Origin of the sequence: Kitasatospora sp. NPDC088391 (assembly GCF_044753345.1) — a bacterium.
Lineage (GTDB): Bacteria > Actinomycetota > Actinomycetes > Streptomycetales > Streptomycetaceae > Kitasatospora.
This window is the reverse complement of sequence record NZ_JBIVNB010000001.1, coordinates 313,024-327,277: the sequence shown is the minus strand read 5'-3', so window position 1 is coordinate 327,277 and position 14,254 is coordinate 313,024. Positions and strand designations below refer to the sequence as shown.

Annotated in this window: 14 protein-coding genes; 6 read left to right on the top strand and 8 right to left on the bottom strand. The window is 76.3% G+C overall.

Translation table 11 applies throughout. The features are described 5' to 3' along the window. Positions 1 to 130: 130 nt before the first annotated feature. From ACIQBJ_RS01310 to ACIQBJ_RS01280, 7 genes are all read right to left on the bottom strand, one after another. Positions 131 to 331, bottom strand: coding sequence for a CsbD family protein (locus ACIQBJ_RS01310; protein WP_400701474.1), 201 nt, complete (start codon positions 329 to 331; stop codon positions 131 to 133). Positions 332 to 452: 121 nt separating this feature from the next. Further along, positions 453 to 2,003 (bottom strand): SpoIIE family protein phosphatase, encoded by a 1,551-nt coding sequence (locus tag ACIQBJ_RS01305; protein ID WP_400701472.1) that lies wholly within the window; start codon positions 2,001 to 2,003, stop codon positions 453 to 455. 79 nt (positions 2,004 to 2,082) lie between these two features. Next, entirely contained in the window at positions 2,083 to 3,393 is a 1,311-nt protein-coding gene (locus tag ACIQBJ_RS01300) for an MFS transporter (RefSeq protein WP_400701470.1), read from the bottom strand. 54 nt (positions 3,394 to 3,447) lie between these two features. Beyond that, positions 3,448 to 4,344, bottom strand: a complete 897-nt coding sequence (locus tag ACIQBJ_RS01295; RefSeq protein ID WP_400701467.1) for a YihY/virulence factor BrkB family protein — start codon at positions 4,342 to 4,344, stop codon at positions 3,448 to 3,450. 75 nt (positions 4,345 to 4,419) lie between these two features. Next, a complete protein-coding gene (locus ACIQBJ_RS01290; RefSeq protein WP_400701464.1) occupies positions 4,420 to 5,112 on the bottom strand; it encodes a pyridoxamine 5'-phosphate oxidase family protein in 693 nt (230 codons plus the stop codon). A gap of 43 nt (positions 5,113 to 5,155) precedes the next feature. Next, entirely contained in the window at positions 5,156 to 5,752 is a 597-nt protein-coding gene (locus ACIQBJ_RS01285; protein ID WP_400701461.1) for a hypothetical protein, read from the bottom strand. Positions 5,753 to 5,916: 164 nt separating this feature from the next. Next, a complete protein-coding gene (locus ACIQBJ_RS01280; RefSeq protein WP_400701458.1) occupies positions 5,917 to 6,843 on the bottom strand; it encodes a cation diffusion facilitator family transporter in 927 nt (308 codons plus the stop codon). 223 nt (positions 6,844 to 7,066) lie between these two features. Here ACIQBJ_RS01280 and ACIQBJ_RS01275 point away from each other — a divergent pair, with 223 nt between their 5' ends. The 4 genes from ACIQBJ_RS01275 to ACIQBJ_RS01260 are packed head-to-tail and all read left to right on the top strand — an operon-like array spanning position 7,067 to position 11,822. Beyond that, positions 7,067 to 7,789, top strand: coding sequence for a molybdopterin-dependent oxidoreductase (locus tag ACIQBJ_RS01275; protein WP_400701455.1), 723 nt, complete (start codon positions 7,067 to 7,069; stop codon positions 7,787 to 7,789). After that, positions 7,773 to 8,414, top strand: a complete 642-nt coding sequence (locus ACIQBJ_RS01270; RefSeq protein ID WP_400701452.1) for a cytochrome b/b6 domain-containing protein — start codon at positions 7,773 to 7,775, stop codon at positions 8,412 to 8,414. Before ACIQBJ_RS01275 ends, ACIQBJ_RS01270 begins: the two co-directional genes overlap by 17 nt. A gap of 46 nt (positions 8,415 to 8,460) precedes the next feature. Continuing rightward, the gene (locus ACIQBJ_RS01265; protein ID WP_400703433.1) at positions 8,461 to 10,038 is read left to right on the top strand and encodes an FMN-binding glutamate synthase family protein; all 1,578 of its coding nucleotides are present in this window, start codon (positions 8,461 to 8,463) and stop codon (positions 10,036 to 10,038) included. 56 nt (positions 10,039 to 10,094) lie between these two features. Beyond that, entirely contained in the window at positions 10,095 to 11,822 is a 1,728-nt protein-coding gene (locus tag ACIQBJ_RS01260) for a thiamine pyrophosphate-dependent enzyme (RefSeq protein WP_400701449.1), read from the top strand. A gap of 41 nt (positions 11,823 to 11,863) precedes the next feature. Here the strand turns inward: ACIQBJ_RS01260 and ACIQBJ_RS01255 are convergent, their stop codons facing one another. Continuing rightward, complete coding sequence (locus ACIQBJ_RS01255) at positions 11,864 to 12,388, bottom strand: AAA family ATPase (RefSeq protein ID WP_400701446.1); 525 nt, start codon at positions 12,386 to 12,388, stop codon at positions 11,864 to 11,866. A 103-nt stretch (positions 12,389 to 12,491) separates the two neighbouring features. On the opposite strand from ACIQBJ_RS01255, the gene ACIQBJ_RS01250 reads away from it, so the two are divergent. Both ACIQBJ_RS01250 and ACIQBJ_RS01245 read left to right on the top strand, forming a co-directional pair. Next, positions 12,492 to 13,076, top strand: a complete 585-nt coding sequence (locus ACIQBJ_RS01250) for a hemerythrin domain-containing protein (RefSeq protein WP_400701443.1) — start codon at positions 12,492 to 12,494, stop codon at positions 13,074 to 13,076. A 64-nt stretch (positions 13,077 to 13,140) separates the two neighbouring features. Beyond that, entirely contained in the window at positions 13,141 to 14,247 is a 1,107-nt protein-coding gene (locus tag ACIQBJ_RS01245; protein ID WP_400701440.1) for a glutamate--cysteine ligase, read from the top strand. Positions 14,248 to 14,254: the final 7 nt, after the last annotated feature.

Sequence of the window (14,254 nt, the reverse complement as noted above, 5' to 3'; positions counted from 1 at the left end):
GCGGCCCGCGCGGGGGTGGGCCTCGCCCCCGCCGGGCAGGGGGCGGGGGCGGGCGACGCTTAGCTGTACCCCCCGTTTGGTGTGAGTGGCCCGGCCGTCGGAACGGCCGGGCCACTCACACGTACCGGGGTCAGTCGCGCTTGAGGGCGCCCTTCACCCGGTCGGCGACGTCCTGCGCCGCGTCCTTGACGCTGTCGGCGGCCTGCTTGAGCTTCGACTCGGCCTGGTCGCGCTGCCCCTCGCCCTTCAGCTCCTCGTTGCCGGTCACCTCGCCGGCCTTCTCCTTGGCCTGGCCCGCCAGGTCCTGCGCCTTGTTCGAGAGGTCACCCACGGTCGTTCTCCGTTCCGGTACCGACGGCCCGGTGGCCGCCGTCCTCCGGCCACCTTCCCCCGCCCCCGGCCGCCCGGGGCGGACCCGCCCGGCCGGGGGCGGGCGGATTCCCCCGGACGGGTCACCGGGGCGCCGGGGTGAACGGCAGGCTGAACCAGGTGGTCTTGCCGGACTCGGTCGGACGCACGCCCCAGCGCTGGGCGAGGATCTCGACCAGGGCGAGCCCGCGGCCCGACTCGTCGTCCGGCTCGGCGGAGCGCGGGCGGGGCAGCCGGGGACTGCGGTCGGTGATCTCGACCGCCAGCTCCGTCGCCAGCAGGCGCAGGCCCAGCCGGACCGGACCTGCGCCGTGCCGGATCGCGTTGGTGACGATCTCGGAGACCAGCAGGGCGGTGTCGTCGAGCAGCCCGGCGGCGTCCCAGTCGTGCAGCACCTTCGCCACGAACGCCCGGGCCTCGGCGGCGGACTGCGGCAGGACCGGCAGCACCAGCGAGGCGGACCGGCGCGGTCCCGCCGGGGTCCGGGCCAGCAGCAGGGTGACGTCGTCGTACCCGCCCGCGTCCGGCAGCAGCGCGGCCAGCAGGTGGTCGGCGAGCCGTTCCAGGTCCCGCCGGTCCGGCGCGCCGCCGAGCGCGCCGACCAGGTCGTCCAGGCGCTCCTCGATGTCGCAGCCCGGCGTCTCGATCAGGCCGTCGGTGTACAGGGCGAGCAGGGTGTCCGGCGGGAGCGGCACGGTGGTCTGCCGGTGCGGCACCCCGCCCACCCCCAGCGGGGCGCTGACCGGGACGGGCAGCGGACGGACGCTCCCGTCGGGGGCCACCGTCAGCACCGGCAGGTGGCCCGCCGAGCAGAGCACGACCTCCGCGGAGTCCGGGTCCATCACCAGGTAGCAGCAGGTCACCAGGTGCTCCGGCGCGCCGAGGTCCGCCACCACCGTCTCCAGCGCCTGCATCAGGGCGCGCGGCTCCAGCCCGGTGACGGCCAGCGCGTGGGCGGCCGAACGCAGCTGCCCCATCACCGCGGCCGCCTCCAGCCCCCGGCCCATCACGTCGCCGACCAGGATGCCCACCCGGCCGGCCCCGAGCGGCACCAGGTCGAACCAGTCGCCGCCGACCCCGGCGCCCTGGGTGGCCGGCAGGTAGCGGTGGGCCGCCGCCAGGCCCGGGATGGCGGGCGGGGTGCCCATCAGGCTGCGCTGGAGCGTGAGCGCGATGTGCCGCTGCTGCTCGTACAGCCGGGTCAGCTCCGCCTCCGCCGCCCGGCGGTCGCTGACGTCCCGGACGGCGGCGGAGAAGACCAGGCCGTCGGCCGTCTCCAGCGGGCTGAGGCTGATCTCGACCGGGAACTCGGTGCCGTCCCGGCGCCGCCCGTGCAGGTCGAGCCCCGCGCCCATCGGCCGGGCCTGCCGGTTCGCGGCGTAGTCGTCCCGGTGCCGGACGTGGTGCGCCCGGAACCGGGCCGGGACGAGCAACTCGACCGGGCGGCCCAGCAGTTCCCGGCGCGGATAGCCGAACAGCGCCTCGGTCTGTGCGTTGACCAGGGTGATCGTGCCCGCCGCGTCCACGATCACCATGGCGTCGGGGGCCGCCTCCAGCAGGGTGCGGAAGCGCTCCTCCGCGGCGGGGAGCCCGGCTCCCACCGGTGCGGTCGGTCCCTCGGTCGCTGTGCGCATGTCTCGTCCCCTGCCCGGTCGCTCCGTTGAACAGGGGGCCATCCCATCCCACCCCGGCGGCGCGGCGCCCCGCTTGTCGTCAACCGGCCTCTCCCGACAGGGCCGTGCCGGACTCCGACCGGAAACGACCGGCCCCGGACCCCTGTCGCCCGCGGCCGCGCCGGACGGCCAGGGCGAACCCGCCCGCGGCGGCGGTCAGCACCATCGCACCCCCGCTGCCGACCAGCAGCGCCCGCGCGCCGGTCCGGGCCAGCAGCACGGTGCCCAGGGCGGTCCCGAGCGGGGAGGCGAGGACGAGCAGCGCGCTGCGGGCCGCCAGGACGCCGGTCAGCGCCCGGGCGGGGGAGCGGTCCTGGACGATCGTCAGGGACAGCGCCGAGTACGGCCCGTAGGCGACGCCCGCCAGCGCGAAGCCGAGCAGGGACGGCACCGGGCCGGCCGTCAGCGCGAACGGCAGCATGGCGAGGCCGTGCGCGGCGACGATGCCGAGCAGCGCGGGCCACAGCGGCAGCCGCCGGGCCAGGCCGGTGCCGAGCGCGCCGAGCACCGCCCCCGCGCCGAACGCGGCCCAGTACCCGCCGAGCAGCGCCGGGCCGCCGCCGAGGCCGTGCGCGACGAAGGCCGGGAGCGCCGCCTCGACCGGCCCGTAGGCCAGGTTGAACGCCCAGGTGACGGCCAGCAGGCCGAGCAGCTCCGGGGAGCCGAACAGGACCCGCGCCGCGCCGCCCCGGTCCGCGACCGCCGCCGGACCGGCCGGGGCCGCCGGTTCGGCCGGGGCCGCCGGGAGCCGGAGGGTGCGCGCGGCCAGGGCGGCGAAGGTGAGCGCGTCCAGGCCGATGACCCAGGCCGCCGGGACGGCCCGCACCAGCAGCCCGGCCAGCGCCGGGCCGAGCACGGTGGCGCCCCAGACGCCGGTGCTGACCGCGCTGTTGGCGGCGAGCCGGAGGTCCCCGGTGAGGACGGGGGCGAACACCGCGTGCTTCCCGGCCCGGCCCCAGGCGTGCAGCAGCGAGGAGGCCCCGAGCAGCAGCAGGTAGCGGACCGGGGTGAGCAGCCCGGCGGCGTGCAGCAGCGGGACCGCGCCCAGCAGGACGGCCCGCAGCAGCGCGTCGGCGGCCAGCAGGCGGGCGGCGGGCAGGCGGCGCAGCAGCCGCCCGAGCAGCGGCGCGGCGACCGCGCCCGGCAGGGTGTACGCGACGAGCGCGGCCCCGGCCAGGGTGCCGTCGCCGCCCGGGGCGAGGTCGAGGGCGAGCCAGGCGACGGCCACCGTCGAGAGTCCGTCGCCGAGGTCGGAGAGCAGGAACAGCGGCATCAGCCGGCGGAACAGCGGCACGGTGAGCAGGGCGCGGTAGGGGCCGGCCGGTCGGCGGCCCGCGGAGGCGGAGGGCATGCGGGCCACCGTGCCGTTTCAAGTCCGCTTGAAGTCAAGCGGGCCCGGGCGGGCTCAGCCCGGACCGTCCGCCGCCGGGCGGCGGGTGCGGGCGAGTTCGGCGTCGACCTGCAGGCCGAGCAGGATCGCCAGGTTGGACAGCCAGAGCCAGACCAGGAAGACGATCACCCCGGCCAGGGTGCCGTAGACCCGGTTGTAGGAGCCGACGTGGGTGACGACGACGGCGAAGCCGACCGACAGCGCCAGCCAGAGCAGGACGGCGAGCACACTGCCGGGGGAGACCCAGCGCAGGCCGCGGCGGCGCACGTCCGGGGCGGCCCAGTAGAGCAGCGCGATCATGAACGAGACCAGCAGGAGCAGCACCGGCCACTTGGCGACCGCCCAGGCCCGGACCGCGGTCGGGCCGACGCCCAGCAGGGTGCCGGCCCGCTCGGCGACCGGGCCGGTGAAGACCACGATCACCGCGCTGGCCAGCAGCATCGCCATCATCACCAGGGTGAGGCCGAGTTGCAGCGGGGTGAGCTTCCACACCGGGCGGCCCTCGCGGACGCCGTGCACGGCGTTCGAGGCCCGGATGAACGCCCCGATGTAGCCGGACGCCGACCACAGGGCGCCGAGCAGACCGGCCGCGGCGAGCCAGCCGCCGCTGCCGCCACCGGCCCGCAGCTGCTGCACCGAGGCGCGCAGGACCTCCCGGGCCGGTCCGGGCGCCAGCAGTTGCAGGTTCTCCAGCACGGAGTCGGTGAGCCCGCTGCCGAACACGCCGAGCAGCGCGACCAGCAGCAGCAGCGCCGGGAACACCGCGAGCACCCCGTAGTACGTCAAGGTGGCGGCGCGGTCCGGCAGTTCGTCGTTCAGCACCTGGACGGCGCACCGGCGCAGCACCGCCCACCAGCGGTGCCGCCGGCGCGGCGGCGGGCCGGCGGCGGGGTGCCCGGGCGGGGTTCTCATGCCCGCCGGATGCCCGCCGGGCACGCGGTCATTCCTGCGGGTCGTTCCTGCGGGTCGTTCCCGCGGGTCCGCGGGTCATTCCTCCGGGTCGGCCGGGCGGTCCTCCGGGCGCGCCGCCAGGTGGGCGGGCAGGGGGACGCCCGGGCGCAGGGCCGGGTCCGGGACGGGGGCGCCGAGGGTGGTGCGGATCGGCAGGACGCCCGCCCAGACGGGGAGTTCGCCGTCCGGGCCGGCGCCGTCCTCGGGGAACCCGGTGGCGATCTTCACCGACGCCTCGTCCAGCGGCAGCGCCAGCAGGACCGTGGCGGCCAGCTCCTTGCGGCTGGGCGGCCGGGCGTAGTCCCACTGCCCGGGGGCGGCCTGCTCGGTCAGCACCCGCAGGCCCGCCAGTTTCTCGGCGGGGTCGGTCACCGCGCGCGGGACGCCGTAGACCATCGCGCTGCGGTAGTTGACGCCGTGCTCGAACACGGAGCGGGCCAGGACCAGGCCGTCGACGTGCGTGACGGTCACGCACACCTGCGCGCCCGGGGAGTCCCGCAGGCTGCGGCTGGCCACCGAGCCGTGGAAGTACAGGGTGTCGGCCGTCGCGCCGTACACGGTGGGCAGCACCACGGGCACCCCGTCCACCAGCACGCCGAGGTGGCAGACGAACCCGGCGCGCAGGACGGCGTCCAGTTCGGCGCGGTCGGTGCGGCCGTTCCCGCGCAGCCGGCGGTGCTCGGTGCGCGGGGTGGCGGACAGGGGCGGGAGCGGGGAGGTGCCGGTCATGCGCACCAGGCTACGGCGGCCGGCCGGCGGGCCTCCCGGCGCCTCAGGGCGTCTTGAGCAGGTACGCGGTGGCGGTGTCGCCCGGCAGGCTGCCGTAGCTGCAGTCGTGGGTGGCCGCGGTGGCGGAGTAGCTCCAGCCGGCCGGGACCTTGCAGACCCACCGGCCGACCGCGGGGGTGCGCAGCCGGTACGAGTAGCCCGTGCTGCCGGGGGCCGGGCTGCAGGCGGCGATGCTGCGGACCAGGTCGTAGGTGAAGCCGCTCGCGGCGCTGGTGCACGAGGTCAGCAGGTCGGCCGGGACGCGCAGCCGGTACGAGGGGTTGGTGCTGCCGGAGGACATGCTGCAGTTGCGCGTCATGGCCGTGCTGTCGTGGACGAAGCCGGTGGCGGTGACGCAGGAGGTCAGACCGTCGACGGGCGTGCGCAGGTGGTACCGGGGGAGCGTGCCGCACGAGGACGAGGCGGTGATCTGGTCGTAGACGTACCCGGCGGGCACCGAACAGGACCAGGTGTTGTCCAGGCCGGTGGTGCCGGTGGTGCCGGCGGAGGCGGTCGGGGCGGCGAGCAGGACGAGGGCGAGCGCGCTCGCGGCGGCGGCGGGGCGGCGGACGGTCCGGGCGAGGGGCGGTAGGGACGACACGGCGGGGCTCCTGCGGTCGGCGGCGGACGGCGCCGCCGGGCCGGGTTCCGTCCCGCCCCGTCCGACCGTCCACTCCCCGTCCAGCGCCCCCTGCGCATCCGATGGCCTGTCAACTGTGCTGTTCGGAAAGGGAGTTGGCCCGCAGAGGAGGAGGCTCCGGGGCGTCAGCCCTCGGCGGCGCGCTGCCGTTCCACGGCCTCCCGCAGGTCCCGCCGCCGCCGCGCCGCGCGGTCGCGCTCCTGCTCGTCGGCGGCGGTGATGTCCAGGAAGACCTGGTCGAACTCCGGGAGCTCGGACCTGATCCGGCGCTTGGCCGCCACGCACAGCTCCTCCACCCCGGCGCTGTCCAGGCCGTCCGCCAGGTCGACCCGGGCCGCCAGCAGGGCCGAGTCCGGGCCCAGCCGCATGGTCAGCAGGCGGGTCACGGTGTCGATCCCGGGCCGGTCGGTCAGCAGGTCCAGCGCCCGCTGCTGGAGCGCCGGGTCGACGGCCTCGCCGATCAGCCGGTCCTTGGCGTCCCGGCCCAGCCGGTGGGCGACGTACATCAGCAGCACCCCGATGGCCAGCGCCGCGGCCGCCTCCCAGGCCGGGTGCCCGGTGGCCCGGTGCAGTCCCGCGCCGGCCAGGGCCAGCAGCACGCCCAGTACCGCCGCCGCGTCCTCCGCGAACACCGTCCGCACCGTCGGGTCGCTCCCGTGCCGCAGCTGCGCCGCCAGGCCGCGCCCGGCCCGGCGGGCCTGCCCGCGGATCTCCAGCGTCGCCTTCAGCAGCGAACCGCCCTCCGCCAGCAGCGACACCACCAGCACCAGGTACACCACCAGGTAGCCGCCGGTCTCCTCGCCCTCCGGGTGCAGCAGCGTGTGCAGCCCCTGGTAGAACGAGAAGCAGCCGCCGGTGACGAAGATGCCGACCGCCGCCAGCATCGACCAGAAGAACCGCTCCTTGCCGTAGCCGAACGGGTGCCGGGCGTCCGGGCGCCGCCGGCTGCGGCGCAGCGAGGCCAGCAGGAACACCTCGTTCAGGCTGTCCGCCACCGAGTGCGCCGCCTCCGCCAGCAGCGCGGGCGAGGCCGCCACCAGGCCGCCCGCCACCTTCGCCAGCGCGATCAGGCAGGTTGGCCGCCAGGGCCACCACCACCGCGCCCCTGGTCCCGCTGTCGTCCGGGCCCCCGTCGTGCTCCGCGTCCTTCGTCACCCCGCCCGTGTGCCCCGGTCCGACCCGGCCAATCACGGCGGGCGGCCGGAGGCATGACGGAAGTCTGACGTCCGGCCCCCACCCCTGGGCAACGGCGGTCCGGCCTGGTCGAATCGTTGCGTGGACGAGGACGACGAGGGCATCGACGACGGACGGCGCGGGACGCCGGTGGGCCGACGGGTGGTGCTGGGACTGCTGGGGCTCGGCGCGGCCGGGGTGGCGGCCGGGCCGTGGCTGCAGCGGGCGCAGGAGACGGTGGCGCGCAACGACCCGACGGGGCTGAGCGGGCTGCTGCCCGGCGGGGGCTTCCGCTACTACTCGGTGACCTCCTCGGTCCCCGAGCGCGGTGAGGCCGACTACACCCTGACCGTGGACGGCCTGGTGGAGCGGCCCACCACCCTGCGGCTGGCCGACCTGCGGGCCCTGCCGCAGCGCCGGACCGTCCACGACGTCCAGTGCGTCACCGGGTGGCGCGTCCCGGCGACCCCGTTCGAGGGCGTGGCGCTGGCCGACCTGCTGGACGCCGCCGGGGTCCGGCCGGAGGGCCGGGCGGTCAGCTTCGGCTGCTTCGACGGCGCCTACACCGAGAGCCTGACGCTCGACCAGGCCCGGCGCCCCGACGTCCTGGTGGCGCTGCGGATGCAGGACAACCCGATCGGGCACGCGCACGGCGGCCCGGTGCGGCTGTACGTCGCCCCGATGTACTTCTACAAGTCCGCCAAGTGGCTGTCCTCGATCACCGTCACCGACACCGTCCGCCCCGGCTACTGGGAACGGCTCGGCTACGACGTGGACGCCTGGGTCGGCCGATCGAACGGACGCGACGATGCGCCGACCGCCTGAGCCCCGCCCGCACGGCCCCCGTCCGGACGGGCGCCGCCCCCGCTTCACCGCCGCCCAGCGCCGGACCCACCGGAGCACCGCCGCGCTGATGCTCGCCTGCCTGGCCACCGCCGCCTGCCTCTACCTGCCGCCGCTGGCCCAACTGGTCGGCCGGCGGCGGCTGGTGGCCGGGGTGCACGAGTGGTGCGGGCTGCTGCTGCCCGTCCCGTACCTGCTCTCGCTGGCCTCCCGGGCGATGCGCCGCGACAGCCGCCGGCTCGGCCGCTTCACCGCCGCCGACCGGGCCTGGCTGCGCTCCGTCCGGCGGCGCGGCGCGCACCGCCCCGCCGGGAAGTTCAACGCCGGGCAGAAGCTGTACGCCCAGTGGACCCTCGGCGCGGTGCTCGTGATGCTCGGCACCGGCCTGCTGATGTGGTGCACCGGCCTGGCCCCCGTCGGGTGGCGCACCGGCGCGACCTTCGTCCACGACTGGTTCGCGCTCGCCGTCGCCGCCGTGACGACCGGTCACCTCCGGATGGCGTACCAGGACCCCGAGGCCCGCCTCGGCATGCGCACCGGCACCGTCGACCCGGCCTGGGCCGCCCGCGAGCACCCCGACTGGACGGAGGAACCCGCGGGCCGCTGAACCGCCGGGTTCGGACCCGGCGATCCGGGTTAGACGCGGGCCCGTGCTGAGATTCCTGTGGGTGGCCCTGCTCTGGGCGGTGGCGGCGGCGGCCGTCGTGGTGGCGGCGCTGTCGCCGTGGTGGTGGTTCCTGGCCGGCCCGCTGCTGGCCCCGGCCGTGCTGGCGGCGGCCGACCTGGCGCAACGGCGGCACTCGGTGCTGCGCAACTACCCGGTCCTCGGCCACCTGCGGTTCCTGCTGGAGGCGATCCGGCCGGAGGTCCAGCAGTACTTCGTCGAACGCAACGTGGACGGCCGACCGTTCGACCGGGACACCCGAAGCATCGTCTACCAGCGGGCCAAGGGCACCGACGCCGAGGAGCCGTTCGGCACCGAGCTCGACCTGTACGAGCCCGGCCGCGAGTTCCTGGTGCCCTCGCTCGCCCCGGTCGCCGTCCCCGACACCGCCCCCCGGGTGCGGATCGGCGGGCCCGACTGCGCGCAGCCCTACGACATGGCGCTGCTGAACGTCTCCGCGATGAGCTTCGGCTCGCTCTCCGCCAACGCCGTGCTCGCCCTCAACACCGGTGCCGAGCGCGGCGGCTTCGCCCACGACACCGGCGAGGGCGGCCTCTCCGCGTACCACCTGCGGCCCGGCGGCGACCTGGTCTGGGAGATCGGCACCGGCTACTTCGGCTGCCGCACCCCCGACGGCGGCTTCGACCCCGAGCAGTTCGCCGCGAAGGCCGCGCACCCGAACGTCAAGTGCGTGTCGCTGAAGCTCGGCCAGGGCGCCAAGCCCGGCATCGGCGGCGTGCTGCCCGGCGCCAAGGTGAACGCCGAGATCGCCGAGGTGCGCGGCGTCCCGCAGGGCGAGACGGTGATCTCGCCGCCCTACCACCGGGTCTTCCGCACGCCCCGCGAACTGGTCCGCTTCCTGGCCCGGATGCGCGAACTGGCCGGCGGCAAGCCGGTCGGCGCCAAGCTCTGCGTCGGCTCCCGCCGCCAGTTCCTCGCCGTGTGCAAGGCGATGGTCGAGGAGGGCGTCACCCCCGACTTCCTGGTCGTCGACGGCGCCGAGGGCGGCACCGGCGCCGCGCCGATGGAGTTCGCCGACCACATGGGCCTGCCGCTCACCGAGGGCCTGATCACCGTGCACAACGCGCTGGTCGGCACCGGCCTGCGGGACCGGATCAAGGTCGGGGCCAGCGGCAAGGTCGCCACCGGCAGCGACCTGGTCAAACGCCTGGTCCAGGGCGCCGACTACACCAACGCGGCCCGCGCCATGATGTTCGCGCTCGGCTGCATCCAGGCCCAGCGCTGCCACACCAACACCTGCCCCGTCGGCGTCGCCACCCAGGACCCGCGCCGGGCCCGCGCCCTGCACGTCCCCGACAAGGCCGAACGCGTCCGCCGCTACCAGGAGGCCACCGTCCGCAGCGCCCTGCAGCTGATGGCCGCGATGGGCGTCGACGACCCCGCCGACCTGCACCCGCACCTGCTGAACCGCCGGATCGACCCGCAGACCGTCCGCTCCTACGCGGACCTGCACCAGTGGCTGACGCCCGGTCAACTCCTCGACCGGGCGCCCGAGGAGTGGGCCCGGGACTGGGACGAGGCCGACCCCGACCGTTTCACCGTCTGACGCCGCGCCCCCCGGGGCCGGACCAACCCTCGCAGAGACCAACGAAGGAGCCTTCCGTGGCACGCACCGTCGCCCGGGTCATCGTCGACGCCCTCCAGGAGCTGGGCGTCCGCCAGGTCTTCGGCGTCGTCGGCGACGCCCTCAACCCGCTCACCGACGCCATCCGCACCACCGACGGGGTCGACTGGATCGGCTGCCGGCACGAGGAGGCGGCGGCCTTCGCCGCCGGGGCGCAGTCCCAGCTCTCCGACCGGCTCGGCGTCTGCATGGGCACCGTCGGCCCCGGCTCGGTGCACCTGCTCAACGGCCTCTACGACGCCGCGAAGTCCCGCACCCCCGTGCTGGCGATCGCCGGACAGGTCCCCTCGGCGGAGATCGGCGGCGACTACTTCCAGGAGGTCGACAACGACCTGCTGTTCCGCGACGTCGCCGTCTACCGGGCCACCGTCACCGCCCCCGAGCAGCTGCCCCGGCTGCTGGAGGCCGCCGTCCGGGCCGCGCTCGCCGAACGCGGCGTCGCCGTGCTGACCGTCCCCGGCGACCTCGGCGACCGCGAGGTCCCCGACGACCGCCCCGCCCGCTTCCCGCGCGCCCGCGCCGTCACCCGGCCCGACGACGAGGGCCTGCGGGCCGCCGCCGAACTGCTCAACGCGGGGGAGCGGGTCACCCTGCTGGTCGGCCGCGGCGCCCGGCACGCCCGCGCCGAGGTGCTCGAACTCGCCGGACGGCTCGCCGCGCCCATGGTGCTCACCCTCAAGGCCAAGGAGGGCTTCGAGCACGACAACCCGCACCAGGTCGGCCAGACCGGCCTGATCGGCAACCCCGCCGCCGCGCACGCCCTGGACGCCTGCGACACCCTGCTGCTGCTCGGCACCGACTTCCCCTACCGCGACTGGTACCCCGAGGGCCGCCGCACCGTCCAGATCGACCTGGACGAACGCCACCTCGGCCGCCGCACCCCCGTCGACGTCGGCCTGGCCGGCGACACCGCAGCCACCCTGCGCGCCCTGCTGCCGCACCTGGACGCCGTCACCGACCGCGGCCACCTCGACCGGGCCCGCGAGCTGTTCGACGAGTGGCAGCACGGGCAGCGCCGGCTCGCCGACCCCCGGCACGACCACCGGCTGCTCGGCCGGCTCCGCAGCGCCCTCGACAACCGCGACCACGACGTCCGCCCCGAGGCACTCGCCGCCGCCGTCGACGCCTGCGCCGCCGACGACGCGGTCTTCACCTCCGACACCGGCATGGCCACCGTCTGGCTGTCCCGCTTCGTCACCATGCGCGGCACCCGCCGCCTGCTCGGCTCCTACAACCTCGGCTCGATGGCCAACGCCATGCCGCAGGCCCTCGGCGCCCAACTCCTGCACCCCGAACGGCAGGTGGTGGCGTTCTGCGGCGACGGCGGGCTCAGCATGCTGCTCGGCGACCTGATGACGATCAAGACCCACCGGCTGCCGGTCAAACTGGTGGTCTTCGACAACCGCCGCCTCGGCATGGTCAAGCTCGAACAGGAGCAGTCCGGCCTCCCCGAGTTCGGCACCGCACTCGACAACCCCGACTTCGCCGCCGTCGCCGAGGCCCTCGGCCTCACCGGCATCCGGGTCACCGAGCCCGCCGGGCTCCGGGACGCCGTCCGCCGGGCCTTCGACACCCCCGGCCCGGTCCTGCTGGACGTCCTCACCAACCCCCAGGAGATCGCCGTCCCCGCCGAGCCCACCGTCGAACAGGGCTGGGGCTTCGCCATCGCCAAGCTCAAGGAGACCCTGCACAGCCACGACGGATGACCCCGCGCCCGGCACACCCTCCGGGCCCGGCCGACGGCGGCTCAGGGACCGGTGCTCCGGCGGCGGGCGAGGAACTCCAGCGCCGTGCCGACGTTCCGGGACAGGTCGGCGGCGCTGTCCAGCCGCAGGCGCTCGTCGGTCCACGGGGCGAAGGCGGAACGGAGCCCCTGCACCGCCTCCCAGGTGGGTTCGGGGAAGCCCGAGAGGCCCCGGGAGCGCCGCTCCAGCCGTGCGCGGTGCAGGGCCGGGTCCGAGCAGAGCACCTCGACGAACACCAGGGGGACGCCGCGCCGGACGGCGAGCGCCCGCCACTGGGCGCGGGCCTCCGCCACCGCGTTGACCGCGTCGACGACCACGTCCTGACCCAGCGTCAGCACGTCGTCCGCCACCGCCTCCGCCACCGCGTACGCGGCCAGGCCGGTCGGCTGGTCCCGCCCCACCCCGGCCCGCCACATCGCGGCCTCCACCGGGTCCACCGACACCACCGGGGCGGGCAGCTCCCGCCCCAGGGCCCCGGCGACCGTGCTCTTCCCCGCACCGGGCAGCCCCGCCATCACGATCAGCACCGGCCCAGCCTGGCACACCCTCCGGGCCCGGGGCGGCGGTTTGGCCGGGCGCGGGCGGGTGAGACGGGTTCGTACAGCGACCGCCAGTGAGAGGAGCCGGACCATGAGCGACACGACCACCGGCAGGGCCACCGGGACGGGCAGCGCGCCGCGGGAGGACGTCGTCGACGTCCTGCTGGTGCAGCACGAGCGGATCCGGTGGCTGTTCGGGCAGGTGCGCACCGCGCACGGCGCGGAGCGGAAGGAGGCCTTCGACCGCCTGCGGATGCTGCTCGCCGTGCACGAGACCGGTGAGGAGCTGGTGGTGCGGCCCGCCGCGAAGAAGGCCGCCGGGGAGCCCGAGGCGGCCGCCCGCAACGCCGAGGAGGCCGAGGCGAACCGGGCCCTGCTGGAGCTGGAGCGGCTGGACGTCGACAGCCCCGAGTTCGACGCCCGGCTGGTCGCCTTCCAGCAGGCCGTCGAGGAGCACGCCCGGCACGAGGAGACCGAGGAGTTCCCCGCCCTGCGCGCCGCCTACGACACCGACCGCCGCCGCGCCATGGGCCGCCGCCTGCTCGCCGCGGAGCGCCTCGCCCCCACCCACCCGCACCCCGGCACGGCCGGCAAACCGGCCCTCCAGTGGGCGGTCGGCCCGTTCGCGTCCCTGCTCGACCGCGCCAAGGACGCCTACGCCGCGCACCGCGACTGACCGCGTCCGCCCGTCCCCGTTCCCGGCCGTGCTTGGGGCGGACCTTCCGGGGTAGTCGCCGCCCATGGTGACCGTGGGAGTGGAAGAGGAGTACCTGCTGCTGGACGCCGCCACCGGAGTTCCGGTGGCCCGGGCCGCGCAGGTGCGGCGGACGGCGCAGCAGCACCCGGCGATCGACCGGGCCGAGGTGCAGCACGAACTCCTCCAGGCCCAGCTGGAGATCGCCACCCCGGTCTGCCGGACCCTGGAGGAGGCCGCCGCCCACCTGGAACGGCTGCGGCACGCCCTCGCCGCGGCCGCCGCCGAGCACGGCTGCCGACTCGCGCCCGTCGGCGCCGCGCCGTTCACCGACCGCCTTCCGGTCCCCGTCAGCGACGAACCCCGGTACCGGGCGATCCGCGCCCGCGCCCCGCAGCTGACGGACGAGCAGCTGATCAACGGCATGCACGTGCACGTCGGCGTGCCCGACCGCGCCGCCGGCGTCGCCGTCCTCAACGGCCTGCGCCCCTGGCTGCCGCTGCTGGTCGCGCTGTCCGCCGACTCGCCGCTGTGGCACGGCGTCGACACCGGCTTCGCGAGCTGGCGCACGGTCGTCTTCGGCCGCTGGCCGGTCGGCGGCGTCCCGCCCGAGTTCGACGGCGCCGCCGACTACGACCGCCGCATCCGGGCCCTCGTCGACGGCGGGCTGATCGGCGACCTGGGCCAGCTCTACTGGCAGGCCAGGCTCTCCGAGCGCTACCCCACCGTGGAGGTCCGGGCGATGGACGTCCAGCTCCGCGCCGAGGAGGCGGTGATGCTGGCCGGCCTGGTCCGGGCGGTCGTCGCCACCCTCCTCGCCGACCCCGACCGCGCCACCGGGGCCGCCCAGCACCCCGAACAGCTGTCCGCCGCGGTCTGGTACGCCGCCCGCCACGGCGCTGCCGAACAGCTGTACGACCCGCTGACCGCCGGGATCGGCCCCGCGGCCGAGGTCCTCGACCACATCCTGGACGTCCTCGCCCCCGCGCTCCGCGGGGCCGGCGACACCCCCTGGGTCGAACCCGCCCTCGCCCGGCTGCGCACCGACGGCAACGGCGCCGTCCGGCAGCGCCGCGCCCTGCGCCGCGGCGGCCGGGCCGGGCTCGTCGACCTGGTGGCCCCGGCCCCGGAGCCGGACGGCACCGCCCCGTGAACCCCCG

Coding starts and splice junctions, on each gene's coding strand:
- ACIQBJ_RS01250 (WP_400701443.1), top strand. CDS start 12,492: ATGAGCGACACGACCACCGGCAGGGCCACCGGGACGGGCAGCGCGCCG.
- ACIQBJ_RS01270 (WP_400701452.1), top strand. CDS start 7,773: ATGCGCCGACCGCCTGAGCCCCGCCCGCACGGCCCCCGTCCGGACGGG.
- ACIQBJ_RS01290 (WP_400701464.1), bottom strand. CDS start 5,112: ATGACCGGCACCTCCCCGCTCCCGCCCCTGTCCGCCACCCCGCGCACC.
- ACIQBJ_RS01300 (WP_400701470.1), bottom strand. CDS start 3,393: ATGCCCTCCGCCTCCGCGGGCCGCCGACCGGCCGGCCCCTACCGCGCC.
- ACIQBJ_RS01305 (WP_400701472.1), bottom strand. CDS start 2,003: ATGCGCACAGCGACCGAGGGACCGACCGCACCGGTGGGAGCCGGGCTC.
- ACIQBJ_RS01295 (WP_400701467.1), bottom strand. CDS start 4,344: ATGAGAACCCCGCCCGGGCACCCCGCCGCCGGCCCGCCGCCGCGCCGG.
- ACIQBJ_RS01245 (WP_400701440.1), top strand. CDS start 13,141: ATGGTGACCGTGGGAGTGGAAGAGGAGTACCTGCTGCTGGACGCCGCC.